Source organism: Petropleomorpha daqingensis (genome assembly GCF_013408985.1).
Classification (GTDB): domain Bacteria; phylum Actinomycetota; class Actinomycetes; order Mycobacteriales; family Geodermatophilaceae; genus Petropleomorpha; species Petropleomorpha daqingensis.
On sequence record NZ_JACBZT010000001.1, the window covers coordinates 4769432 to 4794587 of the forward strand.

26 protein-coding genes and 1 riboswitch are annotated in these 25156 nt (G+C 74.9%); of the genes, 15 read left to right on the top strand and 11 right to left on the bottom strand.

What is annotated here, in order from left to right; genetic code table 11:
• The first annotated feature begins 2 nt into the window (after positions 1–2).
• Positions 3–3125 carry an ATP-binding protein gene (locus GGQ55_RS23500; protein WP_179720952.1) on the top strand — a complete coding sequence of 1041 codons (3123 nt, stop codon included), beginning with the start codon at positions 3–5 and terminating at the stop codon, positions 3123–3125.
• Here GGQ55_RS23500 and GGQ55_RS23505 read toward each other — a convergent pair.
• Positions 3106–3549, bottom strand: a complete 444-nt coding sequence (locus GGQ55_RS23505; protein ID WP_366490095.1) for a winged helix-turn-helix transcriptional regulator — start codon at positions 3547–3549, stop codon at positions 3106–3108. The genes GGQ55_RS23500 and GGQ55_RS23505 overlap by 20 nt on opposite strands.
• An 85-nt stretch (positions 3550–3634) precedes the next feature.
• On the opposite strand from GGQ55_RS23505, the gene GGQ55_RS23510 reads away from it, so the two are divergent.
• From GGQ55_RS23510 to GGQ55_RS23545, 8 genes are all read left to right on the top strand, one after another.
• Complete coding sequence (locus GGQ55_RS23510) at positions 3635–4132, top strand: GNAT family N-acetyltransferase (RefSeq protein WP_179720956.1); 498 nt, start codon at positions 3635–3637, stop codon at positions 4130–4132.
• A 23-nt stretch (positions 4133–4155) separates the two neighbouring features.
• Positions 4156–4299 (top strand): hypothetical protein, encoded by a 144-nt coding sequence (locus tag GGQ55_RS23515; RefSeq protein WP_179720958.1) that lies wholly within the window; start codon positions 4156–4158, stop codon positions 4297–4299.
• Between the two features lie 31 nt (positions 4300–4330).
• Positions 4331–4795, top strand: a complete 465-nt coding sequence (locus GGQ55_RS23520) for a hypothetical protein (protein WP_179720960.1) — start codon at positions 4331–4333, stop codon at positions 4793–4795.
• Positions 4792–5700 carry an LLM class flavin-dependent oxidoreductase gene (locus tag GGQ55_RS23525; protein WP_179720962.1) on the top strand — a complete coding sequence of 303 codons (909 nt, stop codon included), beginning with the start codon at positions 4792–4794 and terminating at the stop codon, positions 5698–5700. The genes GGQ55_RS23520 and GGQ55_RS23525 overlap by 4 nt, the downstream gene beginning before the upstream one ends.
• A gap of 54 nt (positions 5701–5754) precedes the next feature.
• Complete coding sequence (locus GGQ55_RS23530; protein ID WP_179720964.1) at positions 5755–6498, top strand: Clp protease N-terminal domain-containing protein; 744 nt, start codon at positions 5755–5757, stop codon at positions 6496–6498.
• A gap of 24 nt (positions 6499–6522) precedes the next feature.
• Complete coding sequence (pdxY, locus tag GGQ55_RS23535; RefSeq protein ID WP_179720966.1) at positions 6523–7374, top strand: pyridoxal kinase PdxY; 852 nt, start codon at positions 6523–6525, stop codon at positions 7372–7374.
• Positions 7375–7474: 100 nt separating this feature from the next.
• Positions 7475–7684, top strand: a complete 210-nt coding sequence (locus tag GGQ55_RS23540) for a hypothetical protein (RefSeq protein WP_179720968.1) — start codon at positions 7475–7477, stop codon at positions 7682–7684.
• A 57-nt stretch (positions 7685–7741) separates the two neighbouring features.
• Positions 7742–9052: a CoA transferase gene (locus GGQ55_RS23545; RefSeq protein WP_218859410.1), complete on the top strand. Its 1311-nt coding sequence runs from the start codon at positions 7742–7744 to the stop codon at positions 9050–9052.
• A gap of 50 nt (positions 9053–9102) precedes the next feature.
• Here the strand turns inward: GGQ55_RS23545 and GGQ55_RS23550 are convergent, their stop codons facing one another.
• Both GGQ55_RS23550 and GGQ55_RS23555 read right to left on the bottom strand, forming a co-directional pair.
• Complete coding sequence (locus GGQ55_RS23550; protein WP_179720970.1) at positions 9103–9522, bottom strand: DUF5709 domain-containing protein; 420 nt, start codon at positions 9520–9522, stop codon at positions 9103–9105.
• Positions 9523–9538: 16 nt separating this feature from the next.
• Positions 9539–9823 carry a DUF1905 domain-containing protein gene (locus GGQ55_RS23555; protein ID WP_179720972.1) on the bottom strand — a complete coding sequence of 95 codons (285 nt, stop codon included), beginning with the start codon at positions 9821–9823 and terminating at the stop codon, positions 9539–9541.
• A 94-nt stretch (positions 9824–9917) separates the two neighbouring features.
• Here GGQ55_RS23555 and pgi point away from each other — a divergent pair, with 94 nt between their 5' ends.
• Positions 9918–11549, top strand: a complete 1632-nt coding sequence (pgi, locus tag GGQ55_RS23560) for a glucose-6-phosphate isomerase (protein ID WP_179720974.1) — start codon at positions 9918–9920, stop codon at positions 11547–11549.
• Between the two features lie 20 nt (positions 11550–11569).
• Here pgi and GGQ55_RS23565 read toward each other — a convergent pair whose 3' ends face one another.
• From GGQ55_RS23565 to GGQ55_RS23575, 3 genes are all read right to left on the bottom strand, one after another.
• Positions 11570–11959 carry a hypothetical protein gene (locus tag GGQ55_RS23565; protein WP_179720976.1) on the bottom strand — a complete coding sequence of 130 codons (390 nt, stop codon included), beginning with the start codon at positions 11957–11959 and terminating at the stop codon, positions 11570–11572.
• Between the two features lie 76 nt (positions 11960–12035).
• Positions 12036–14903, bottom strand: coding sequence for an ATP-binding protein (locus GGQ55_RS23570; RefSeq protein WP_179720978.1), 2868 nt, complete (start codon positions 14901–14903; stop codon positions 12036–12038).
• A gap of 81 nt (positions 14904–14984) precedes the next feature.
• Positions 14985–15236 carry an SCO4226 family nickel-binding protein gene (locus GGQ55_RS23575; protein WP_179720980.1) on the bottom strand — a complete coding sequence of 84 codons (252 nt, stop codon included), beginning with the start codon at positions 15234–15236 and terminating at the stop codon, positions 14985–14987.
• A gap of 287 nt (positions 15237–15523) precedes the next feature.
• Between GGQ55_RS23575 and GGQ55_RS23580 the strand changes: the two genes are divergently transcribed.
• The 5 genes from GGQ55_RS23580 to GGQ55_RS23600 all read left to right on the top strand — a co-directional run bounded on the left by GGQ55_RS23580 (position 15524) and on the right by GGQ55_RS23600 (position 19699).
• Positions 15524–15967 carry a hypothetical protein gene (locus tag GGQ55_RS23580; protein WP_179720982.1) on the top strand — a complete coding sequence of 148 codons (444 nt, stop codon included), beginning with the start codon at positions 15524–15526 and terminating at the stop codon, positions 15965–15967.
• A gap of 97 nt (positions 15968–16064) precedes the next feature.
• Positions 16065–17486, top strand: coding sequence for a selenium-binding family protein (locus GGQ55_RS23585; protein WP_179720984.1), 1422 nt, complete (start codon positions 16065–16067; stop codon positions 17484–17486).
• A 36-nt stretch (positions 17487–17522) separates the two neighbouring features.
• Entirely contained in the window at positions 17523–17909 is a 387-nt protein-coding gene (locus GGQ55_RS23590) for a VOC family protein (RefSeq protein WP_179720986.1), read from the top strand.
• A gap of 54 nt (positions 17910–17963) precedes the next feature.
• Entirely contained in the window at positions 17964–18635 is a 672-nt protein-coding gene (locus tag GGQ55_RS23595) for a maleylpyruvate isomerase family mycothiol-dependent enzyme (protein WP_179720988.1), read from the top strand.
• A gap of 110 nt (positions 18636–18745) precedes the next feature.
• Entirely contained in the window at positions 18746–19699 is a 954-nt protein-coding gene (locus GGQ55_RS23600; protein ID WP_179720990.1) for an IS481 family transposase, read from the top strand.
• 22 nt (positions 19700–19721) lie between these two features.
• Here GGQ55_RS23600 and GGQ55_RS23605 read toward each other — a convergent pair whose 3' ends face one another.
• From GGQ55_RS23605 to GGQ55_RS28640, 5 genes are read right to left on the bottom strand one after another with little or no spacing between them, the layout of a single operon-like run.
• Positions 19722–21056 (bottom strand): NtaA/DmoA family FMN-dependent monooxygenase, encoded by a 1335-nt coding sequence (locus tag GGQ55_RS23605; RefSeq protein ID WP_179720992.1) that lies wholly within the window; start codon positions 21054–21056, stop codon positions 19722–19724.
• A 10-nt stretch (positions 21057–21066) separates the two neighbouring features.
• Positions 21067–22230, bottom strand: coding sequence for an LLM class flavin-dependent oxidoreductase (locus tag GGQ55_RS23610; protein WP_366490103.1), 1164 nt, complete (start codon positions 22228–22230; stop codon positions 21067–21069).
• Between the two features lie 16 nt (positions 22231–22246).
• A complete protein-coding gene (locus tag GGQ55_RS23615) occupies positions 22247–22717 on the bottom strand; it encodes a flavin reductase family protein (RefSeq protein ID WP_179720996.1) in 471 nt (156 codons plus the stop codon).
• A complete protein-coding gene (locus GGQ55_RS23620) occupies positions 22717–24573 on the bottom strand; it encodes an FAD/NAD(P)-binding protein (RefSeq protein ID WP_179720998.1) in 1857 nt (618 codons plus the stop codon). Before GGQ55_RS23620 ends, GGQ55_RS23615 begins: the two co-directional genes overlap by 1 nt.
• A gap of 26 nt (positions 24574–24599) precedes the next feature.
• The gene (locus tag GGQ55_RS28640) at positions 24600–24746 is read right to left on the bottom strand and encodes a putative leader peptide (RefSeq protein ID WP_366490105.1); all 147 of its coding nucleotides are present in this window, start codon (positions 24744–24746) and stop codon (positions 24600–24602) included.
• A gap of 121 nt (positions 24747–24867) precedes the next feature.
• A riboswitch (SAM riboswitch) is annotated at positions 24868–24979 on the top strand.
• Positions 24980–25156: the final 177 nt, after the last annotated feature.

Genomic DNA, 25156 nt, shown 5'->3' on the forward strand with positions numbered 1-25156 from the left:
GCATGGACCACGTCCGGGTCGGGCTGCTCGGCGGCTTCGCCGTGCACGTCGGCGACCGGCTGCTGCCCGCCGCGGCGTGGACCCGCCGGTCGTCGTCCGCCGTCGTCAAGCTGCTGGCGCTCGCGCCGGGCCGGTCGCTGCACCGCGACCAGGTGGTCGACGCGCTGTGGCCCGACCTCGCCCCCGACGCCGCGGCCGACCGCCTGAACACCGCCGTGCACTACGCGCGCCGCGCGCTCGGCTCGCCGCAGGCGATCGCGCGCCGGGGTGAGCTGCTCGCCCTCGACGCCACCCTCGAGGTGGACGTCGACACCTTCGCCACCCTGGCCAGGACGGCGCTGCGCACCGCGACGGCGGCCGACGTCGACGCAGCGCTGGCCGCCTACCCCGGACCGCTGCTGCCCGACGACCTGTTCGCGCCGTGGGCCGAGGCCGACCGCGACCGGCTGGCCGCCCTGCACGCCGACCTGCTGCGCGCCGGCGGCCGCTGGGAGGAGCTGCTCGCCCGCGAACCGGCCGACGAGCAGGCCCACATGGAGCTGCTGCGGGCGCACGCCGCACGCGGGGACCGGCGGGCGGTGCTGCGGCAGTTCGAGCGGCTCGACCGGGCGCTGCGGGTCGAGCTCGGCGTCGCCCCGAGCGAGGAGGCGGTGGCGCTCCGGGACGCGGTGGCGCCCCCCACCAGCGCGGTTGCCCGAGTGCCCGCGCTCGTGGGACGCCGTCCGGAGCTGGAGCGCCTCGAGGTCGCGCTGCGGCAGAGCCGGGCCGGCCGCGGCGGCACGGTGCTCGTGCACGGCCCGCCCGGGGTCGGCACCTCGGCGGTGCTCGCCTGGGTGCGGGCCCGGGCCGAGGACGGCGGCGCGCGGGTCGGCGCCGGCGCCGCGGCCGCGCTCGAGGAGGGCTGGCCCTACGCCCCGGTGCTCGAGGCGCTGGCCGACCTCGCCCGCCGGCACCCCGCGCTGCTCGACGGCCTCGGCGACACCTACCGGGAGGAGATCGGCCGGGCCCTGCGCGGCGAGCAGCTGCACTGGTCCGGGGAGGGCACGCACCAGCGGCTGTTCGTCTCGGTGACCGAGCTGGTCCGGCTGGCCGCGGCCGGCAGCGGCGTCGTCCTCACCGTCGACGACCTGGCCGAGGCCGACGAGGCGAGCCTGCGCCTGCTGCACTACCTGGCCCGCGCGGTCGCCGCCGCCCCCGTCCTGCTGGTCCTCGGCGCCCGCACCCCCACGCCGGGCAGCCGGCTCGACCAGCTGCGCAGCGGGCTGCTGCGCCGGCAGGCGCTGGTCGAGCTCCCCCTGGCGCCGCTCTCCCCCGCCGGGACGGCCGCGCTGCTGGCCCAGCGGCTCGGCTCCCCGCCCGCCGACGGGGTCGCCGTCGACGTGCACCGGCTCTCCCGGGGCCTGCCCCGGCGGATCGTGGAGCTGGTGCCCTCGGCGGCGCTGTCGGCGCCGCGCTGGCCGGACGTCCGCGTGCTGCTGGCCCGCTGCCCGCCCGGTACCGACGAGGCGCTGCGCCGGGTCGCGCTGGCCGGGACGTCGTTCGGCACCGACGAGTTCCTGGCCCTGGCCGGCATCGGCGAGGACGCCGGCTTCGCCATGCTCGAGGCCTGCCTCGCCGAGGGCCTGGTCGAGCCGGCCGACCTGGGTTACCGCTTCCCGACGCCCGGCGTGCGCGACGCGCTGCTGGCCGGGCTGCCGCCGCACCGCCGCGAGCGGCTGCACCGGGAGGTCGCCGCCGCGCTGCAGGAGGTGGGCGCCGCGCCGGCCCGGATCGGTGAGCACCTGCTGGCCGCCGGCGGCGCGGCCGAGGCGGTGCCGCACCTGCTTCGCGCCGCCGAGCAGGCTGCGGCGCTCGGCGCGTACCGCGACGCGCTCGACCTGGTCGAGCGGGCGCGGCCGGCGGCGACCGGGCGGGACCGCGGCCGCGCGCTCGGGCTGCGGGCCGACCTGCTGCAGGCGGTCGGCGACCCGGCCGCGGTGGGCGCGTACCGGAGCGCGGCCGCCGCGACCGGCGGGCAGGCGCGCCGGCAGCTGCTCGCCCGGCTGGCCCGGACCGCGAGCCTGGAGGGCGATCCCGACACCGCCGTCGAGGCGCTGGTCGGGCTGGCCCCGGACGGCGGCCCGGCCGACGCGTCGATCCTGCTCGCCCAGGGCGTGGTCGCGTACTTCCACGGCGACCTCGAGGCGGCGCAGGCGGCCACCGAGGCCGTCCGGCGCACACCGCAGAGCACCTCGGACTGGCGGCTGTCGGAGCTGGTGACGCTGCAGGGGTTGATCGCCCACGACCGCGGCGAGTGGTTCTCGCGGCTGCACCACGAGATGCAGCAGACCCGCGAGGAGCCGGCGATCGCCACCGCCGTCTTCGACGCGCACCTCTGCGTGGCCGAGTTCCTGCTCTACGGCGCGGTGCCCTATCCCGAGGTGCTGGCGCTGTCCCGCTCGTTCGGCGACTCCGCGTCGCAGTCGGGGGCCCAGCGGGCGGTGGCGTTCGCGCGGGCGCTCACCGGGGAGGCGGCGCTGCTGTCCGGGGACCTGACGACGGCGGAGACGGAGCTGCGCGCCGCGGCCGACCTGCACGCATCGATCGGTGCGTCGGCCGGGGAGGCGCACTCGCTGCAGCGGCTGGCCGAGGTCCGGCTGCAGCAGGGCGACAGGGCCGAGGCGCGGCGGCTGCTCACCCGTGCGCTGCCCCGGGCCCGCTGGTCGCCGATCGCGATGCACCTGATGCAGCGCATCCACGGGACGACGATCGCCGCGGCCGACACCCCGGCCGACGCGTACGCCGCGGCGGAGGCGGCGGAGGCCTCGATCGCGCGCGAGGACCGCTGCCTGTTCTGCCAGATCATGATCGCGGTGCCCTCGGCGATCGCCTGCGCCGACGTGGGCGACCTCGACGGCGCCCGGCGGCACCTGCGGGAGGCCGAGCACTCCCCCGCCCTGGCGCACAGCACGGCCTGGCAGGCCGCCGTCCTCGAGGTGCGGGCGCACCTGGCCGGCGCGGAGGGCGACGAGGCCGCGCGGGGCGCGCTGTTCGAGGAGGCGGCGCGCTGCTTCGACGCCGCGGGTCAGCCGCTGGACGCGGCCCGCTGCCGGAGCGCGGCGGGGGTCAGCGCGGGATCGGCGTGACCTCGCGGGCACCGCCGAGCGTGTGCCCGTCCTCGCACGTGAGCGTCAGGTGCACGGGTGCGCCGCAGTCGCGGTGGTGCAGTTCCATGGCCCCGCCGACGTCGCCGAGGTGGCGGTCGCCCCACTCCATGAGCGCGACCAGCGTCGGGTAGAGGTCGATCCCCTTCTCGGTCAGCCGGTACTCGTGCCGCTGCCGCTCGCCGTCGGCCTGGTAGGGCACCCGCCGCAGGATGCCCTGCTCGACGAGGGTGGCCAGCCGGTCGGTCAGCACGGCGCGCGGTGCGCCGAGGATGCGCTGGAAGTCGGCGAAGCGGCGCACGCCGAGGAACGCCTCGCGCAGCACCAGCAGGCTCCACTTCTCCCCGACCACGGCCAGCGTGCCGGCCACCGAGCACCGGGTGCGGTCCAGCAGCAGTTCGCTCACGGCGTCCAGCATAGGACTGCTGGGTTCACTTGACGAACCATGTCGCGCAGGAGCAGAGTTCGTCGTACGAACCCAGGAGGCCCCGATGGACATCGCAGTGGCGACGAGACCCGTTCAGGACGACGACCTGGGCCGCTTCCTGCGGCTGTGGCCGCGCCTGTCGCCGGAGACCCGGTACCGGCGCTTCCACTCCCCCGTGCACCGGCTGCCGATGGACCTCGTCCAGCGCCTGGTGCACGTCGACCACACAGACCGGGAGGCGGTGGTCGCCCTCGTCGGTGGCGAGGTGGTGGGGGTCGCGCGGTACGACCGCTCCCCCACCGAGCCCACCGAGGCCGAGTTCGCCGTCGTCGTCGAGGACGACTGGCAGAACGTCGGGCTCGGCCGCCAGTTGCTGGGCGAGCTGACCCGGCTGGCCGCCCGTCACGGGGTGTACACGCTGACCGCGACCGTGCAGGCCGACAACGACCGGATGGTGCACCTGATCCGGCGACTGATCCCCCGCGCCTCGTTCGCCGTCGACAACGGCGTCTACACCGTGCGCGGCCCGATTGAACCGGCACCCGTGCTCGTCGCGTGTTGACCGGCCAGGAGAGGAGATCCCCCGTGAACCGATTCCGCACCGCCTTCCGCCGCTCCCGGGCCGAGCGCGCCTCGCTGCGGCAGGAACGCGCCTTCCAGCGAGCCCTGGCCACGGCGCCGGACCTCGAGTCGGCGCACGAGATCGCGTCCATGCACGCCCGCCGCTGAACCGTCGGCACCGCCCCCTACCGTGCCGCCCATGACCGCACCCGACCCGACCACGGCCCGCGTGACCGAGGCGGTGGAGCTCGGCCAGACCGGCCGGGCCGCCGAGGCCCGGGAGCTGTTCGCGCAGCTCTGGGCCGAGCTCGGCCCGGACGGCGACCCGCTGCACCGCGTCACCGTCGCGCATTTCATGGCCGACCTGCAGGAGGACCCGCGCGAGGAGCTGGCGTGGGACCTCCGGGCGCTGGAGGCGGTCGACGGGGTGACCGACGAGCGGGCCGCGGCCGCCGGCGCGACCGGCCCGGTGGCGGCGTTCTACCCGTCGCTGCATCTCAACCTCGGCGAGGACTACCGCACGCTCGGCGACGCCGAGGCGGCTCGGCGGCACCTCGAGCTGGGCCGGGCCGCGGCCGGCGCGCTGCCCGACGACGGCTACGGCCAGATGATCCGCGGCGGCCTCGAGGGGCTGGCCCAGCGCCTCGGCGAGGCCGCCCCGTGACCGTCGCCGTCGGCACGATGCTGCCCGACCTCGGCAGCGCCGGGCTCGCCGAGCGGCGGGCGGTGGTGGCCGGGCTGGAGGCGGCCGGGGTCGACCACCTGGCGGTCGGCGACCACGTGAGCTTCTTCGGCGGCCAGGGGTTCGACGGGCTGGTGCACGCCGCGCACCTGCTGGCGCTGAGCGACCGGCTGGCGGTGCACGTCGGCGTCTACCTGCTGGCCCTGCGCCACCCGGTGCCGGTCGCCCGCCAGCTGGCCGACCTCTCCGCCCTCGCCCCGGGCCGGCTGCTGCTCGGCGTGGGGATCGGTGGCGAGGACCGCCACGAGTACGAGGTGTGCGGGGTCGACCCGGCTGCCCGCGGTGCCCGGACCGACGAGGCGCTCGGCCTGCTCCGCCGGCTGGCCACGGGACAGCCGGTCACCGGCGAGGGGCCGCACTTCCCCGTGAGCGAGGCGCGGATCGCCCCGGGGTTCGACGTGCCGATCCTGGTGGGCGGCCGCTCGGCCGCCGCGGTCCGGCGGGCCGCCCGGTACGGCGACGGGTGGCTCGGCATCTGGATCTCGCCGCGGCGCTTCGCCGAGGTCACCGGCCAGGTGGCCGAGCTGGCGGCGGCCGACGGTCGGACCACGGTGCCGGACCGGCACGGGCTCCAGGTGTGGTGCGGCTTCGGGGCCGACCGGGAGCGCGCCGTCCTCCCGCTGTCGCGGGCCATGGAGGCGATCTACGCCGCACCGTTCGCCGCCTTCGAGCGCTACTGCCCGGCCGGCACGCCCGAGGACGTCGCCGCCTTCCTGCACCCCTACGTCGAGGCCGGCTGCCGCAGCTTCAACCTCATCCCCCGCGCCGAGGACCCTGCCACCGCGCTGGCCGGCGTCGCCGAGGTGCGCCGGCTGCTGCAGCGGTGATCTGCGTCAACCGGTGGTTGACGCTGGGAGTGCCGTCAACCTAGGGTTGACGGCATGACCGAGCCGACCCCGCTCACCCAGTCCGTCCGCCTCGACGACCTCATCGACTCCATCAAGAAGGTGCACGCCGATCCGTTGGAGCAGCTGACCGACGCCGTGCTCGTCGCCGACCACCTCGGCGAGGTCGCCGACGCGCTGATCGGCCACTTCGTCGACCAGGCCCGGCGGCAGGGCCGGTCGTGGACCGAGATCGGCACGTCGATGGGGGTCAGCAAGCAGGCCGCGCAGAAGCGGTTCGTGGCCAAGCCGGCCGAGGCGGGCGAGCCGGCGCTGGACCCGAGCGCCGGGTTCAGCCGGTTCACGCCGCGCGCCCGCAGCGTCGTCGTCACCGCCCAGAAGGCGGCGCACGAGCGCAACGACCAGCTGATCGGCATCCCCCACCTCGTGCTCGGGCTGATCGCCGAGCCGGAGGGGCTGGCGGCCAAGGCGATCGTCGCGCAGGACGTGCCGCTGGAGCGCGTGCGCGACGTGGCGCTGAAGACGCTCGGCCCGGCCGGCACCGAGCAGTCGCCGGCCCTGGTGCCCTTCGACGACCGGGCGCGTGCCGTCCTCGAGGGGACCTTCCGGCAGGCGCTCCGCCTCGGGCACAACTACATCGGCACCGAGCACGTCCTGCTGGCGCTGCTCGACGCGGAGGACGGCACCGGCGTCCTGGCCGGGCTCGGCGTGGACCGTGCGCGGGTCGAGGAGTTCGTGGCCGGGGCGCTGGCGTCCCTGACCGGCGCGAAGGAGCAGTAGCGCGGTGTGCCACCGTTGCCCCCCGTGACCGCGGTCCTCTCCATCCAGTCGCACGTCGCGTACGGGCACGTGGGCAACTCCTCGGCGGTGTTCCCGCTGCAGCGGCTCGGCATCGAGGTCTGGCCGGTGCACACCGTCCAGTTCTCCAACCACACCGGCTACGGCGAGTGGCGCGGGCGGGTCTTCGACGGGCAGGCGGTCGAGGAGGTGGTGGACGGCATCGCCGACCGCGGCGTCCTCGGCCGCTGCGACGCCGTCCTGTCGGGCTACCTCGGGTCGGCCGACATCGGGCACGCGGTGGTGCAGACCGTGGAGAAGGTCCGCGCCGCCAACCCGGACGCCGTCTACTGCTGCGACCCGGTGATCGGGGACGTCGGTCGCGGTGTCTTCGTCCGCCCGGGCATCGAGGAGCTGCTGCGGGACGTCGCCGTCCCGGTGGCCGATCTCGTCACCCCGAACCACTTCGAGCTCGACCTGCTGGCCGGCACCACCACGCGCACCCTGGCCGAGGTCGAGGACGCCGTCGCCGCGGTGCACGCCCTCGGCCCGCGGGTCGTGCTCACCACCTCCCTGGCCACTGACGACACCCCGGACGACGCGGTCGACCTGCTGGCGTCGGAGGGCGGCCGGCACTTCCGGGTCCGCACGCCGCGGCTGGACGTGGCGGTGAACGGCGCGGGCGACGCGATCGCCGCGCTGTTCCTCGCCCGGTGGCTGCAGACCCGCTCGGCGGCCGACGCCCTCTCCCGGGCCGCCTCGTCGGTCTTCGGTCTTCTTTCGCGCACCGAGGCGGCCCGGTCCCGGGAGATCCTGCTGGTCGACGCCCAGGAGGAGTTCGTGGCGCCCTCCCGGGTCTTCGAACCGGTCGAGGTCTGACCGACCGGAAGGCGTCAAGCCGCCGGGAGCGGGTAGGGAGCAAGCAACGAGCAGCCGTTCGAACCAGGGCCGGCTCTCCCTTTCCTGCAGAGAGTCCGCCATGCCCTATCGCGCTGACCTGGCCGAGATCGACCGGCGCATCGTCGCCGCCTACACCGAGCTGAACGTCGCTCGCGCCCGCTTCTACCTCAGCCCGTGCGGGGAGATCGTGACCGCGTGCGAGGACGCCGAGGCCTCGGTCAACGAGCTGCTCGAGCTCCGCTTCGCCCTGACCCGCGGCGAGAGCGCGTCCCCGCTCCAGGCGGCGTGACCCGTACGAGGAGCGCCTGATCGCTCCCCGGCCCCTCGGTCGGCCACGATGACCGTCGTGGCGGCTGGGGGGTTCCTGGGAACGGCGTGGACGGCGCTCGGCGGACCCGCGCTGCCGGCCGGCGCGCTGCGGGTGCTCGGCCGCACCGGCCTGGAGTCCCCGCTCGCGGTCGAGGAGCTGGCCCTCGGCGCGGTCGCCGCCCAGCTGCTGGCCGCGCGCGAGCTGGCCCGCCAGCCCCTGGCCGTCGAGCTGGACGCCGTGGGGGTCGGCTTCTCCTTCCGGTCCGAGCGCTACGCCCGACAGGGGGGCACAGCGGCCGGCGCCGGGTTCGCCCCGCTCTCGCGCTTCTGGCGCACCGCCGACGGCTGGATCCGGCTGCACGGTAACTACCCGCACCACCGCGCGGCGATCGAGCGCGTGCTCGGCCCGGGCGGTCCGGCAGCGGCCATCGGCCGCTGGTGCGGCGAGGAGCTGGAGGCGGCGGTGGTCGAGCAGGGCGGCGCCGCTGCCGTCGTCCGGACGACGGAGGAGTGGGCGGCGCACCCGCAGGGGCAGGCGGTGGCCGGCCTGCCGCTGCTGCGGCTGACCCGGGTGGCCGACGGTCCGCCGCGCGACGTGCCGCTGGCCGGGCTGCGGGTGCTGGACCTGACGCGGGTGATCGCCGGTCCGGTGGCCACCCGCACGCTGGCCGCGCACGGCGCCGACGTCCTGCGGCTGGACCACCCCGGCCTGCCCGACGACCCGGCCGGCCTGCTCGACACCGGCCCCGGCAAGCGGTCGACGTCGCTCGACCTGAGGACGCCGTACGGCCGGACCGCGCTCGAGGAGCTGCTTGTCGGCGCCGACGTCGTGGTCGAGGGGTACCGGCCGGGCGCGCTCGACGCCTTCGGGCTGGATCCCGCCGCGCTCGCCGAGCGGCACCCGCACCTGGCCGTCGTCCGGCTGCGGGCGTGGGGCGAGCGGGGACCGTGGGCGTGCCGCCGCGGCTTCGACTCGCTGGTGCAGGCCGCGACCGGGATCGCCGACACCCTCGCCAGCGAAGCCGGCCCCGGCGTGCTGCCCGCGCAGGCGCTCGACCACGGCACCGGCCACCTGGCCGCGGCCGCCGCGATGCGCGCGGTCGCCCGCCGGCGGGACGAGGGCGGCGTCTGGTGCGCCGAGCTCTCGCTGGCCCAGCTCGCGCACTGGCTGCTGGCCGCGGGGCCGCGCCGGGAGACCGCGGACGAGGACAGCGAGGTCGCGCCCTACCTGGTCGAGCTGCCCGCCGAGGGCGGACCCGTGTCGCTGGTCCGCCCGCCCGGCTCGCCGCCCTGGCGCACCGGCCCGCCCCTCCCCGGCGCCCACGCCCCCGAGTGGCTCCCCCGCTGAGCGCGGTTTCGCGTGCTTGACCGCGCGAGGTTGAGCACGCGAAACCGCCGTCAGGCGTCGTCGGGGTCCCGGACGACGTGGACGGCGGCCTCCTCCGCCGAGGCCGCGGCGCCGTCGACGCCCTCGTCCTCGGCCCACAGCTCGTCCTCGGAGTCGCCGTAGCCGTCGTCGTTCTCGGACAGCCGCCCGGCGCGCTCGTCGCCGACCTCGTCGTCGCGCAGCTCGCCCTCGCCGCCGGCCAGGTCGCCGACCCCGTCACCCTCGTCGTCGGAGGCGCCGTCGGGCAGCTCGCGGGCCAGCCGCTCGTCGAGCGAGTCGTCGTAGTCGTCACCGACGACCTCGGTGTCGCGCGGGGAGTACCCGCGGTCGAGCACCTCGCCGTAGCCGTCGTCCTCCAGCACGTCCTCGGACTCGAGCAGGCTCGAGGCCTCCTGCGCGTCGGTGTCGTCGCTGCCCCGGAACCCACCCATGCCGTCTCCTTCAGCGTCAGCCGGTGCGCTCGGTCAGGTGCACCGTGACGGTGTCGCCCGGGCCCTTGCCGATCGCGCGTCGCACATCCTCGCGCACCGGCAGCTTGTGCGTGCCGTCGCCCAGGGCCATGAACGAACTGGCGAACGGATGACCGTCGACGGTTCCCCGTACCTTCACCAGTCCGCGGGTGCCGAAGAACTCGGCGGAGCCGTCCATCTGCACGTACGTCCAGCCGCCGGTGGCCGGGCTCTTCTGCAGCACCGCGCTGAACCGGGTGTCGAGCGGTCCGGTCTTGTCCATGGTCGCCGTCCTCTCCTCGTCTGCTGCCCTGACTGCACCGGAACCGCGAAGTCATCGGTGGTGCGCCGCCCGCCGGTGCGGAAGGGTTGACGGCATGCGGATCAGCGAGACCCCGGAGTGGCAGGCCCTGTCGACGCACCACGGCGAGATCGGACGACGCCACCTCCGGGAGTTCTTCGCCGAGGAGCCCGACCGCGGCACCGCCTACACCGTCCGGGCCGGCGACCTCTACCTCGACTACTCGAAGAACCGGCTGACCCGCGAGACCGTCCGGTTGCTGGCCGCGCTGGCCGACCGCGCCGGCCTGCGCGAGCGCACCGAGGCCATGTTCGGCGGCGAGCACATCAACGGCCCCGAGGACCGCGCCGTCCTGCACGTCGCCCTGCGCGACCCGGCCACGAGCGGGCTGGTCGTCGACGGCCAGGACGTGCGCCACGACGTGCACGAGGTGCTGCGGCGCATGGGCGAGTTCGCGAACCGGGTGCGCTCCGGCGAGTGGACCGGGCACACCGGCGAGCGGATCCGCGCGGTGGTCAACATCGGCATCGGCGGCTCCGACCTCGGCCCGGCGATGGCCTACCTGGCGCTGCGCGACTACTCCGAGCGGTCGATCAGCTTCCGGTTCGTCTCGAACATCGACCCGACCGACCTGGCCGAGGCCACCCGGGACCTCGACCCGGCGTCGACCCTGTTCATCGTCGCGTCGAAGACGTTCACCACCCAGGAGACGCTGACCAACGCCCGCGAGGCGCGCCGCTGGCTGCTCGACGGGCTCGGCAGCGACGACAAGGCGGTCGCCAAGCACTTCGTCGCCGTGTCGACCAACGCCGAGAAGGTCGCCGAGTTCGGGATCGACACCGACAACATGTTCGGGTTCTGGGACTGGGTCGGCGGCCGCTACTCCTTCACCTCGGCCATCGGCCTGTCGCTCATGGTGGCGATCGGTCCGGAGCAGTACCGGGAGATGCTCGACGGCTTCCACACCGTCGACGAGCACTTCCGGACCGCACCCTGGGAGGAGAACCTGCCGGCGCTGCTGGGCCTGATCAGCGTCTGGTACATCAACTTCTTCGGCACGCAGACCCAGGCGGTGCTGCCGTACGCGCAGTACCTGGCCCGCTTCCCCGCCTACCTGCAGCAGCTGTGCATGGAGTCCAACGGCAAGTCGGTGCAGGTCGACGGGTCACCGGCGGACGTCGCCACGGGCGAGATCGTCTGGGGCGAGCCCGGCACCAACGGCCAGCACGCCTTCTACCAGCTGCTGCACCAGGGCACGGTGCTCGTGCCGGCCGACTTCCTCGCGTTCGCCCAGCCCAACCACGACCTCGACGGGATGCAGGACCTGTTCCTGTCCAACTTCCTCGCCCAGCCGCGCGCGCTGGCGTTCGGCCGCACCGCCGAGGAGGTCGCCGCCGAGGGGACGGCGCAGGCGGTGGTCCCGCACAAGGTCATGCCGGGCAACCACCCGTCGAACGCGATCGTCGCGCCGAAGCTGACGCCCTCGACGCTCGGGCAGCTGGTCGCCGCCTACGAGCACCGGGTCTTCACCCAGGGCATCGTGTGGGGCATCAACAGCTTCGACCAGTGGGGTGTCGAGCTGGGCAAGGTCATGGCCAACCAGCTCGCGCCCAAGCTGCAGAGCGAGGGGGCGCCGGACTACGACTCCGACTCCTCGACGAACGCCCTGGTGAAGCTGTTGCGCACCGAGCGGGGCCGGCCCGCGTAGGAGCCGCCCCGCCCGGCGCGTCAGCTGGTGCCCTGGTCGGTGCCGTCCGTGCCGTCGGTGCTGCCGGTGCTGCCGTCGGCGCCCGGCGGGGCGCCGTGGTCGCCGTCCTGGTCCCCGCCGACGTCGGGCCGGGTCCCCCCGCCGGGGAACTGGCCACCCGGGAACTCGCCCCCGCCGGGGATGCCGTTCTGCGTCACCCCGGTCTCGCCGGCGTTGCCGGCCGAGGCCTGCCCGACGACGAACCCGCCCACGCCGCCGGCGGCCACGAGGCCGACCGCGGCGGCGGCGAGGGCCAACCGTCCTCGGCCGAGCCTGGCGGGCGTCGCCGGAGCGGGCGCTTCGTCGACGGGCGGGGGCGCGGCGCCCGGCTCCCAGCGGGAGCCGCTGTGCGGCGTCTCGTTCTCGCTCACGGTTCTCCTTCTCGTCACGTGCTGTGCAGCGATCGTGACGGGGCGGCGTGGTGGCGAGCCGTGCCGAGGCTGTGGATCAGCTGAGGGTCCGGGGGTCCGCGTCGACCGTCGCGGTCCAGGCAGCGATCTGCGACCGGCGGGCCATGCCCAGCTTGGCGAGGATGTGCTCGACGTGCGCCGAGACGGTCTTCGGCGCGAGCACCAGCCGTGCGGCGATCTCGCGGTTGGTCAGCCCGTCGGCCACGAGCGAGGCGACCGTGTACTCACGCGCCGACAGCGGCGCCCAGGGCTCGTCGCGTCGTCCTCGGGGCACGACGTCGTCGGCCGCGGCCGCCAGCGGTTGTGCGCCGACCTCCTCCGCGGCGGTCCGGACGGCGGTCGCGAGGCTGGTCGCCTCCGCCGTCCGCCGCGCGCGGACGGCGACCCGCGCCAGGTCCAGCCGCGCCCACGAGCCCTCCCAGAACCGGTCGCGCCGACGCCACTCCTGCTCGGCCTGCGTCACTAGCTCCCGGGCAGCGGCGAGGTCGCCGGCCGCGAGGGCGAGCAGCCCCCGGGCGTGCGGGATCGCCGGCAACGTGCCGGGGATGCTGCGCACGAGCAGGGCGTCGGCGACCCGCGCGGCGTAGGCGCCGGCCTCGTCGACCTCGCCCCGTGCCAGCCACGCGCGCACACCGGTGAGCAGGAACGGGAACAGGTAGGCGGCGTCGGCCACCTCCGCCGAGGCGGCGACGCCCCGCGCGCAGAGCTCCAGCGCCCGCCCGTGGTCCCCCTGCAACCGCGCCGTCTCGGCCAGTCCCCACAGCGGCGGGGACAGCCGCTGCAGCTCGGCCATCGCCTCCCCCTGCCGCAGCGCGGACGTGAGCTGCTCGGTGGCGGCCTCCCACTCGCCCCGGCCGAGGGCGAGGTAGCCGAGCACGTACTCCCCGGTGATCGCGGTCGTGACGCCGCCACGGCCGTCGGCGAGCGCGTGCTCGGCGGTCTCCTTCGCCTGCGCCCACCGGCCGCGGGCCCACTGCACGTGCGCCAGGTGGGCGGCGAGGTAGTTGCGGTGGTTCCACAACTCGACGCCGTCGGCGTAGGCGATCCCGCGGGTCAGCCAGTTCTCCGCCCGCTCGTTCTCGACCAGCACCGACGCCGAGGAGCCGATCATCCGGTAGGCCCGGGCCGCCTCGGTCTCGTAGTGCTGCTCCTCGGCGCGGGTCACGGCGGTCTGCAGCAGCGACCAGCCGCTGTCCATGCGGCCGGCGAACACCAGCACCGAGCCGACGGTGGCGGCGGTGTCCAGGTCGGTCCGGACGTCGCCGGTCGCCTGCGCCAGCGCGCGGCTCTGGTCGCCGTAGACCAGCGACTCGTCGAGCCGCCGGTCGAGCATGTACACGGTGGCCAGCGCGCTGAGCAGCCGCCCCCGCACGCGGTCGGCGTCGGGCACGCCGGACAGCGACCGCAGGGCCTCCTCCAGCAGGGGCGCCCGGCGGTCCAGCCCGTCGCCGAGCAGGTGGGTGGCCGCCGCCAGCTTCGGGACGACGGACGCCGCGGCCACCCGGTCGCCGATCTCGGCCCACAGCCGGTGCGCGGTCGCATAGGCCTCGGCCGCCGCCCGGTTGTCGTCGGCCGCGGCTGCCTCGTCGCCGAGCGCGAGCCACAGGTCGGCCCGGTCGGCGGGCGCGAGGTCGGCCGGCATGGTGCGCACCGCCCGCCGGTAGAGCTGCAGGGCCTCGCGGTGCGCGGAGAGGCCCGCCGCGCGGGCCGCGGCGACGTGCGCGTGCCGGTGCGCCTCCTCGCGCAGGCCGGCCTGCTCGAAGTGCGCCGAGACGAACGTGGCGGGATAGCCCCGCTCCACCCCCGCGCGGGCGACCCGCTGGTGCAGAGTGCGCCGCCGCGGCAGCGCGATGTCGGCGTACACGGCGTCGCGGATGAGGGCGTGCCGGAAGTCGTACCCGGTCGCGTCGGCCCCGGCCTGCACCAGGTACATCTCCTGCAGCCGCCGCAGGCAGCCGTCCACCTGCTCGGCCGGCTCGTCGACCACGGCCGTGAGCAGGTCGAAGTCGAACGACCGGCCGATCACCGCCGCCGCGGCGGCCACCGCCCGCTCCGCAGGCCCGAGCACCTCCATCCGCAGCAGCACGGCGTCGGCGAGGGTGTCCGGAACGGCGACTTCGTCGACGTCGGTCGCGTCGGGATCGGCCACGGCGAGCAGCTCCTCGACGTGCAGCGGGATGCCGTCGCTGCGGTCGTGGATCGCCGTCACCACGGCGCCGGGTGCGGCTCGGCCGAGGACGGCGCTGGTGAGCACCGCGACCTGCCCGGTCGTCAGGCGCGGCAGCCGGATCTCCTCGGCCAGCCGCGAGGACAGCAGCCGGGTGCGCCAGGCGCGGATCGCCGTCCCGGAGTAGAGCTCGTCGCTGCGGTAGGCACCCACGACCAGCGTCGTCCGGAACGGGAGCCGGGCGGCCACGCGGGCGACCACCTCGAGGCTGAGCTGGTCGGCCCAGTGCAGGTCCTCCAGCACGACGAGCAGCGGCCGGCCCGCCGGCAGATCCGCGAGGTCGTCGGCGAGGCTCTGCTCGAGCAGCCGGCGGCGCCTGTTGAGGTCCTCGTCCTCGGTGGCCGGCGCGCGCAGCCGGTCGGCCATCGCCCGGCCGATCGCGGGGACGACGCGGTCGGGGAAGCGCTGCAGGTCCCCCGCGAGGTCGAGCAGCACCCCGCCGGAGGACTCGGCGTCGCCCGGGAACGCGGCCGCCCGCAGGACGGCGAAGCCGCTCCGCTCGGCGCGCCGGCCGATGGCGCCCAGCAGACGGGTCTTGCCGATGCCGGCCTCCCCGGCGACGAGCAGGAGCCCGCCGGAGCCCCCTGCGGTCGCGGCCAGCCGCGCGTCGGCGAGCGCGAGCAGGTCGTCCCGGCCCACGAGGACCGGCGAGGCGACGAGTGCTGTGCGAGCGGGCACGGCTTCCTCCACACGGCGGCGGCCGCTCTGTCTTGGCAGAGCGGCCGCCGCCGCGCAACCCCCCGGGGGCCCCAGACCTCATCAGGTGATGTCGACGAGGACCTCGTAGATCTCGGTGGTCGGGTGTCCGGCCTTCTCGTGCACCCGCGCCACGTGCTCGCGGGACGGGCCGCTGGACAGGCAGAAGACCTTGCCCTGCTCGGGGTCGAGCCAGGCCCGCTCGAAGTGCACGCCCTCCTCGCCCTCGATCGCCAGGTCGCGCTCGTGGGCCTCGCGGAGCTGCTCCTCGGAGACCCCGAAGAACCCGCTGTGCACGTCCATGAACATCGCCATCTCGTCGCTCCTCGCGAACTGTCGGTGTGGTTGGCAGCGAGAGCGTGGCCGGACGAGGCGGGTGCGCTCATCGGTCAGGTGACCTAAACGACGGCCTAAACCGGTTTCTGGGCACATTCACAGCCGGAACGGAACGGACGAGGACGAAAGGCCCTGCCCCCCGGGCGTGTTGCCAGGCACCGTATGCGCGTCGGGCCCAGTCACAGCTCGCCGGTGGTGCCGGGTCGTGGGGCCCGCTCCCGTTCGTCTCTTCCCGTTCCGTCTCTCCTCGTCGTCGGAGGTAGTGCATGCCCGCTGTCGTGCTGGACCAGCCGAGCACGACCCACCGGTCCGCGCGGAACATCGCCGCGGCCGATCCCCTCGCCACCTTCCCCCGCCGCATCCGAGGTCACTGCGGCGACGGGCGCTCCTGGGAGATGCTGACCAGCCGGACCGGCGTCTCGGTCGTCGGCGAGATCGGCCCGCTGGCCGAGGCCCAGGTCGCCGAGGAGACCGACCGCGTGGTCGTCGACATCCAGGAACTCCTGGGCCTGCCGGCCGACCTGGTCACGCGGCTCGTGGGCGAGGCGTTCTCCCATCCCGCCGTCCGGCCCCAGCGGCCCATCCTGGTGACCCTGCCGCGCGGGGACAGCGCGGTCCTGCAGGAGGTCGAGGCGCACGTGGACGGCGCGCTCTCGCGCGTCGCCGGCGTCACCTGCCTCGTCGAGGGGCGGGTCCGCGCCGCTCGCTGACACCGTCTGCGGGCGCCGCTCCGGCGCCCGTAGACGGCTGCCCTCAAACCTCACTAGCTTGGTGCGGAAATCCCCCGGGCGGCGCGAGGAGAGCGCGATGAGCGAGACGGCGCACACGATGGACCCCACCTTCTACCGCAGCCCGTCGGAGGCGATCGCCGCCCCGACCGAGTTGCTGGCCTACGTGGTCGCGTTCGACCGCGCGGCGCAGAAGCCGGACGCGCTCACCGTCGTCGACACCGATCCGTCGTCGGAGACCTACGGGCAGATCGTGGGCTGGGCCGATCTGCCGACCGTGGGTGACGAGCTGCACCACTTCGGCTGGAACGCCTGCTCCAGCGCCCTCAAGCACGAGGGCCACGACATGGGCCCCGACGGCCTGCAGCGCCGCTACCTCCTGCTGCCCGGGCTGCGCAGCTCGAACATCCACGTCTACGACACCCACCCGGACCCGCGGAGCCCGGTCCTGCACAAGACGATCGAGGCCAAGGAGCTGGCGGAGAAGGCCGGGTACTCGCGGCCGCACACGCTGCACTGCGGTCCGGACGGCGTGTTCCTCACCTGCCTCGGCAGCGGCGACGGCGACGAGGGGCCGGGCGGGATCGCGCTGCTCGACCACGCCACCTTCGACGTGCTGCGCGCGTGGGAGACCGACCGCGGGCCGCAGTACCTGCACTACGACGCCTGGTGGCACCTCAACCAGAACACGCTGATCTCCAGCGAGTGGGGCACCCCGTCGATGGTGGAGAACGGGCTGGTCCCCGAGCTGCTGCTCGGCGGCAAGTACGGCCACCAGCTGCACTTCTGGGACCTCGCCGAGGGCCGGCACCTGCAGACGGTCGACCTCGGCGCCGAGCAGCAGATGGTGCTGGAGCTGCGGCCCTCGCACGATCCCGAGGCGACGTGGGGCTTCGTGGGTGTCGTCGTCTCGACCGCGGACCTGTCGGCGTCGATCTGGCGCTGGCACCGCGACGGCGGCGAGTGGACCGCCGACAAGGTGATCACCATCCCCGCCGAGCCGGCCGACCCCGCCGACCTGCCCCCGGCGCTGGCCCCGTTCGGTGCGGTGCCGCCGCTGGTCACCGACATCGACCTGTCGGTGGACGACCAGATGCTCTACGTCTCCTGCTGGGGCACCGGTGAGCTCAAGCAGTACGACGTCTCCGACCCGGCGCACCCCCGCGAGGTCGGCTCGGTGCACCTCGGCGGCGTCGTCCGCAAGACCGCGCACCCGGCCGCGCCCGGCGAGCCGCTGGCCGGCGGTCCGCAGATGGTCGAGGTCAGCCGGGACGGACGGCGGATCTACGTCACCAACTCGCTCTACGGGGCGTGGGACGACCAGTTCTTCCCCTCCGGCGTGGGCTCGTGGATGGCGAAGATCGACACCGATCCCGCTGCCGGTGGGCTGTCGCTCGACGCGCGGTTCTTCCCGCGCGGCGAGGACTGGCGGGGGCTGCGCCCGCACCAGGTCCGCCTGCAGGGCGGTGACGCGTCGTCCGACTCGTACTGCTACCGCTGAGCGGAGGCCTGTTGCGCCGTCGATAACCTCGGCGGCGTGGCGATCACCGGTATGCAGGTCGTGTCCCTCCCCGTCTCCGACCAGGACCGGGCGCGGGACTTCTACGTCGACGTCCTGGGCCTCGACCTGCTCCGCGACGCGGAGATGCAGCCCGGGATGCGCTGGGTGCAGGTCGCCCCGCGCGGCGGCGAGACCACGATCACGCTGGTGACCTGGTTCGACACCATGCCCGCCGGCTCCTACCGCGGCCTGGTGCTGGAGACCGACGACCTGGACGGCGACGTCGAGCGGCTGCGCGGGCACGGGGTCGAGTTCCCGGACGGCGTCCAGGACGCGCCGTGGGGCCGGTACGTCACGCTGGCCGACCCCGACGGCAACGGCCTCGTCGTCCAGGCCACCCGCGCCCGGCGCCCGAAGGACTGACGCCGGGGTCCTTCGGCACTGTCGAGCCCGGCCGGGCGCGCCCCAGGGTGCGCCATGACCGACCGCCACCTGCAGAGCACCGACCTCCTCGAGCGCGAACTGCGCGCCGTCGAGGAGCTCCTCACCGGTCTCACGGACGACGACTGGGCGCGGCCGACCCGGCTGGTCCCGGAGGGCGACGTCCCGCACTGGCGGGTCGCCGATCTCGTCGCGCACATCGACATCTCGATCGGGCTGACCCTCGCGCTGCTCGACACGGTGCAGGAGGGCCAGCCCGGTCGCGACCGCGTCAGCTTCTTCATCGCCGACCGCAGCCAGGTGGCGCCGGTGGTCTACGACTACGCGGTCAAGCACGCCGCCGATCAGACCCGCGAGAGCCTGGTCCAGCAGACGAGCAGCACCTTCAGCCGCAGCCTCGACGGCATCCGCGCGACCGACCGCTCGGCCATCGGCTCCGGCTTCTTCGCGCTGATGACGCTCGAGGAGTGGGTGCCCACGCGGACGGTGGAGGCCGTCGTCCACGGGATCGACCTCACCGACGCCCTCGGCCGTCCTACCGTCGCCTCACCCGAGGGCATCGCGCACACCGCGCGCATCCTCGACGAGCTCCTCGCGCGCCGGACGGTCGCCGGCCGGCCCGCCGACCTCACCGACGACGAGGCGTGGGTCCGCGCGGCGTCGGGGCGCGCCGAGCACCCCGACCCGCGCCTGCCGCTGATCGTCTAGCTGTCGCGACCAGTCACGTTGTTGACAGTCGGCGTGGTGGCTTGATCACGAAGGAGACCTCCGGAAGGAGTGGTGGTGCTTGACGTCACCATTCCCAACCGGAGGTCTCTGTGGCCCACGCTAACGCCCGCACCACCGTCTACGCCCGCAAGCTGATCGTCGCCCGGGTCCGTGCCGGACATCGGCCCGGTGAGGTCGCCAAGCAGCTGGGGGTCAGCCGGCAGACGGTCTACAAGTGGGTACGCCGCTGGCGCGCCGAGGGCGAGGCCGGGCTGGCCGACCGCTCCTCGCGGCCGCACCACATGCCGCGCACAACCGCGCCCGAGCGGGTCGAGCAGATCATTGCCGCGCGGCGGGCGCACCACGCCGGGCCGGTGCGGCTGGCCGCGATCCTGGGCATCGCGGCCTCCACCATCGGCGCGGTGCTGCGCCGGGCCGGCCTGCCCCGGCTGGCCGAGGTCGATCGGCTGACCGGCGAGCTGTTGCGCGGGGTGCGGCACAGCGGGGTCCGCTACGAACGCGAGCGTCCCGGCGAGCAGCTCCACGTCGACGTCAAAAAGCTCGGCCGGGTGCCCGATGGCGGTGGCTGGCGGGTGCACGGCCGCTCGGAGGAGGTGCGCGGGCGCGGTATCGGCTGGGACTACGTGCACGTGGCCATCGACGACCACACCCGGCTGGCCTACGCCGAGGTGCTGCCCGACGAGCGCACCGGCACCTGCGCGGGGTTCCTGACCCGGGCCGTGGCCTGGTTCGCCGGCCACGGGGTGACGATCGAGCGGGTGCTGACCGACAACGCCAAGAGCTACCGCATCGGCAAGACCTGGATCGCCGCCTGCGCCTCCCTGGGCATCGCCCGCCGGTTCATCAAGCCCGGCCGGCCCTGGACCAACGGCAAGGCCGAGCGGTTCAACCGCACCCTGCAGACCGAATGGGCCTACGCCACCGCCTGGGCCTGCAACGACGAGCGCACCGCCGCCCTGGACGGCTGGCTCGAGCACTACAACACTGCCCGCAGCCACTCCGCCCTCGGAGGCCGCCCACCGATCAGCCGCCTCGCCGCGTGAACAACCTGTCCGGTCACTACATCTAGCGCGCCGCCAGCCCGAGGTTCTCGCGCAGCGTCGTCCCCTCGTAGTCGGTGCGGAAGACGCCGCGCTCCTGCAGCAGCGGGACGACGCGGTCGACGAACGGGTCGAGCCCGCCGGGCGTGATGTGCGGGACGAGGATGTAGCCGTCGGCGGCGTCGGACTGGACCAGGTCGTCGATGGTCGCCGCCACCGTGGCCGGGCTGCCGATGAACGACTGCCGCGACTGCGTCTCGATCATGAGCTCGCGGATCGAGTAGCCCTTCGCCTCGGCCAGCTCCCGCCACTGCTTCGCGATCGCCAGCGGGTCGCGGTGCATGCGCACCTGCGCGCGGCCCTTGGCCACGTGGTCCTCGCTGATCACCGGGTCGACGTCGGGCAGCGGACCGTCGGGGTCGTAGGCGGACAGGTCGCGGTTCCACACCTGCTCGAGGAAGCGCAGCGCCGTCTGCCCGGATACCTGCTGGCGGCGCACCTCGTGCGCGAGCTCGGCCGCCTCGGCGTCGGTGTCGCCGATGACGAAGGTGGCCGCAGGCAGGATCAGCAGCTCGTCGCGGGACCGGCCGAACGTCGAGAGCCGCCCCTTCACGTCCGAGTAGAACGCCTGGCCGGCCTCCTTGGTCGAGTGCCGGCTGAAGATCGCGTCCGCCGACGACGCCGCGAAGTCCCGGCCCTCGTCGGAGTCGCCGGCCTGGAAGATCACCGGCCGCCCCTGCGGGCTGCGCGGGACGTCGAACCGGCCGCTGATGTCGAAGTGCGCGTCGGAGTGCGCGAACCGTCCGGCGTCGGCGTCGCCGAGGAACACCCCGGACGCCTGGTCGGCCACGATCTCGTCGCCGCGCCACGAGTCGAACAGCTCGTGCGTCGTCTCGAGGAACGTGCGCGCCCGCTCGTAGCGCTGGTCCTGCGGCAGGAACCCGCCGCGGCGGAAGTTCTCACCGGTGAACGCGTCCCACGAGGTGACCACGTTCCACGCCGCCCGCCCGCCGGACAGGTGGTCGAGCGTGGCGAACTGGCGGGCCACCTCGTAGGGCTCGTTGAACGTGGAGTTGATCGTCCCGGTCAGGCCGAGCCGCTCGGTGACCGCGGCCAGCGCGGTCAGCACGGTGAACGTGTCCGGCCGCCCGACGACGTCGAGGTCGTAGATCGCCCCGTTCTGCTCGCGCAGCCGCAGGCCCTCGGCGAGGAACAGGAAGTCGAACTTGCCGCGCTCGGCCGCCTGCGCGAACCGGACGAACGAGGAGAACTCGATGTGGCTGCCGGCGGCCGGGTCGCTCCACACCGTGGTGTTGTTGACTCCCGGGAAGTGCGCGGCGAGGTGGATCTGCTTCGGCATCGGATGGTCCTCAGACGGTCGCGAAACGGTTGGTGGGGCGCGGCAGGCCGAGCAGCCCGCGCAGGGTGGACGCCTCGTACGAGGCGCGGAACAGGCCGCGTCGCTGCAGCTCGGGCACCAGCCCGGCGGTGATCCGGCGCAGGTCGTGCGGCAGGGTCGCCGGTCGCAGCCGGAAGCCGGTCAGCCCGGCCCCGGCCCATTCCTCGAGGAGGTCGGCCAGCTGGGGCGGCGTCCCGTCGAACACGAGCGCGTCGCTGCGGTACTCCTCGCCGGCGGTCTCGTCGAGCCGCGCGCGTCGGGCGCGGGCGGTGGCCGCGTCGTCGTCCAGGAAGACGACGACGTCGCCGAACACGTGCACCGTCTCGTCGGCGCGCCCGGCCGCCGACTGCGCGGACCGGACCTCCCCCACGATCCGCGCCGCGTCGGCGGCATCGACCGGCGTCACGAAGCCCAGGTCGGTGCTGCGCCCGACCAGCTCGTACGGCAGCGCCTGGTGCGCGAGCGCCGCGACGACCGGCTGCCCCTGCGGCGGCCGGGGGGTGATCGACGGGCCCTTCACCGAGAAGAACCGGCCCTCGAAGTCGATGTAGTGCAGCTTCTCGCGGTCGACGAACCGGCCGGTCGCGACGTCGCGGATCTCGGCGTCGTCCTCCCAGCTGTCCCAGAGCCGCCGGACGACCTCGACCCAGTCGCCGGCCTCGGCGAACAGGTCCTCGAGGGAGAGCTCCGAGCGCCGGCCGAAGTGCGCGGCCTCGGACGACGAGCCGGCCACCTTGACCCGCACCCCCGCCCGGCCGGTGCTCACGTAGTCGAGGGTCGCGATCGCCTTCGACAGGTGGAACGGCTCGGTGTGCGTGACGACGGCGGTCGGCACGAGACCGATGCCCTCGGTGACCGGCGCGACCCGGGCGGCGACCTGCACGGCGTCGAGCCGGCCGCGCACCTGGTCGGTCCGCTGGTCGTCGGCGAACCGGTCGGTCGACTGCAGGGCGAGGTCGTCCTCGAAGGTGACCAGGTCGAGCAGGCCACGCTGGGCCTCGGTGACCAGGCCGACCCAGTAGCCGGCGGTGAACAGCTCGGCCGGCCGGGCGTCGGGCTCGCGCCAGGCGGCAGGGTGCCAGCCGGCGCCGTCTAGGGCGACGGCCACGTGCAGATGGCTGTGCAGATGGGTCACGGAGCTCTCCCAGGAGTCAGGCGGCGACATGGGTGCCGAAGGTGCGGGCGTGGTAGGTCAGCGGCGGTCCGCCGGCGGCGTCGGCGCGGACGACGTCCCCCAGGACGACGACGTGGTCGCCGCCGTCGACGAGCTGGGCGACCGTGCACGCCAGCCAGCCGGGACTGCCGAGCAGCCGGGGCGCACCGTCGTCGGCCCGCCACTCGACGCCGGTGAACTTGTCGGCGCCCTTGCGGGCGAACGCGGCGGCCAGCCCGGCCTGACCGGCGCCGAGCACGTTCACGCCGAACGGCTGCCCGATCGCCAGCCGGGCGAGCAGGTCGGAGCCGCGGTCGAGCGCGACGAGCAGCATCGGCGGGGCCATCGACAGCGAGGCGAAGGCGCTGACCGTGGTGCCGTGCGGCCGGTCGTCGACCAGCGTCGTGACCACGGTGACCGGGGTCGGGACGCCGGCCATGACCTCGCGGAAGGCGTCGGCCACGGGCATCAGGCCACCTCCGGGACAGCCGCGGGAACGGTGGTCAGCGCCCGCCACAGCGTGCGGGCCAGGCGATCGTTCTGGCGGAAGAACGGCGCGTTGGTCCGCGGCCGCGCGAAGGCGGCGACCTGGCCGCCGGAGGTCCAGTAGCCGGCTGCGAACAGCCGGGACTGCGGCCGCCCGGTCGCGTCGATCACCCGGTGCTCGGGGTCCACGTGCAGCCGGCCGGTCCCGTGCGCGGTGCCGGCGGCCGCGTCGGGCAGCACCTTCTCGGTGCCCGCGCCGCGCAGCAGCAGGCGGGTGACCAGCGGGTCCGGGGTGCCGGTCACGTCGGGCGCCGGCAGCCGCGCCTCGACCAGCGCACGGGCCGCGACCACCTCGTCGTGCGACGCCGAGCGGGCCCGGAATGCGTCCTCGTCGAGCTCCACCTGCACGTCGGCGCCGAGGAACCGGACCATGCCGGCCTCCGACAGCGCGAGCAGCTCCTCCAGCCGGGGCGACGGCGGGCCGCTGGCCAGGTAGCTGAACAGGTTCATCCACCAGCCGCCGAGGTCCTCGGCCTCCGAGCGCGGGGTCAGCCGGCCCGCACCGACCAGGGCGGCCACCGTGCCGTGGCAGAAGAGCAACGAGGTGAAGACGGCGGCGTCCATCGAGCAGGCCGGATCGGCGGCCCGGGCGAGGTCGGCGCGGACGTGCGCGCGCAGCCACTCCTGCAGGGCCGCCTCGTCGGCGAACCGGTGCCCGGCGAGCGGCCGGTCCAGCGCGGCCAGGTCGAACCGGTCACGCGGATCGGGGACGGCGGCGGCGACGAGAGCGGCGACGTCGGGGGACGCGGCGTAGGACGACGCGAACTCCTCCCACGGCAGCGCGGTGCGCGACGGGTGGGCCCGGAACAGCTCCGTGTAGTGCGCCCAGCCCAGTTCGCGGGCGATCACCGGGGCCAGGTCGGTGCGCAGGTCGAGCGGCCGGTCGCCGAAGAGCTCGGTCACGGCAGCGGGGGTGAAGAACCGCGGGAGAACCGGGTCGCCGGCCCAGACGTAGCCGAGCTTCGCGCGGTAGGGCACCCCGCGGCGGGAGCCGACGTGCAGCCGTGGCTCCTCCCCCGACGGGCGGTAGACCAGCCGGCCGTCGTCGTCCCGGGCGAACGTGCCGCCGCGTCCGCTGGTGAGCAGCACCATGAGGTCGACGAACGCCAGCCCCGCCCCGCGGACCAGCACGTCCTCCCCCGGCCGCAGTCGGGACAGGTCGAGGTCGGCGGTGTAGCCGGTGGGCAGGTAGGTCAGCCCGGCGGCGCCGGCGCGGCGCTCGGTGGCCCGCTCCAGCGGGGTCGGGTGCGCGTCGAGGTGGCCCTGCGCCAGCAGGACGGCGTGCGCCGCGATCGCGGTGCCGTCGGCGAGGACGACCTCGACGCCGTCGTCGTCCGGGCGGACGTCGACGGCCGAGGTGGCGTGCAGCTCGACGTCGGCCCACGGCCGCGCGGCCTCGACCACCGCGTCGAGCGCCCAGCCCAGGTAGGCGTTGACCAGCGGCCGGGACGGGAAGGACGTGGGACCGAGCCGGCGGGCCTCTTCGCCGACCGGGTCGTCGTCGGGGCGGGTGCGCCCGACCTGCTCGACCCACTGCCACAGCGTCGTCCCCTCCCCCACCGGGCCGGCGACCTCCACCGAGGGGTCGGGCAGCACGGTGACGTCGGCGGCGAGCGAGTTCGCCCAGAGCAGCGAGGGCTGCGCGGCCCGCCAGACCCGGCCGCCGCCGGGCGGGTGCGGGTCGACCAGGTGCACCTGCAGCCGTTCGTCGGACGAGAGGTCCGCGGCGTTCGCGACGAGCCGCTCGAGCACGCCGATGGCGGTCGGGCCGGCGCCCACGACGCAGAGCGTCGGCGGTCGCGAGGTCAGACGGGGACGGGCGGGGTGGGACACGGGCGCAGCTCCAGGGCAGGACGTCGGGCACGGCGAGGGCATCGCGACGACCGACACTGGGCGCTGGCGGTGCGGAGCAGGTCGACGTGCCGCCGCGAGGCCAGAACCGTCCGGTCCACGGGGCACCTCCTCCCGCTCGGGGCCGGCGGAGGTCTCCGACGGCACTTCGTTCCCCGGTGCAATGTCTACCAAACCGATCGGATTTGACGTGTATGCCGGGTTCGTCCTATCGTCCGCCCAGGTCCTGAGCGCCAGCAACAAGCCCCGGCTCGCTGGCCGGCAACCCCCCACTGCGGCGGGGTGCCCCGGGTGACGACCTGGCGGACGCACGACGCGTCCGCAACCCGCAGTACTCGACCGAGGAGCGCATTCCCCGTGGGACCGCACGCGATCCAGCGGCACGTGTCCGTCGACCTGGTCGGTCGGCCGACCGTCGATCTGCTGCGCACCGACAGCGCGCTCTGTCGCTGACGCGCCGCCTCCTCCCTTCTTCCTCCTCCGCGCCCGGGCACCGCTGTGCCCGCGGTCG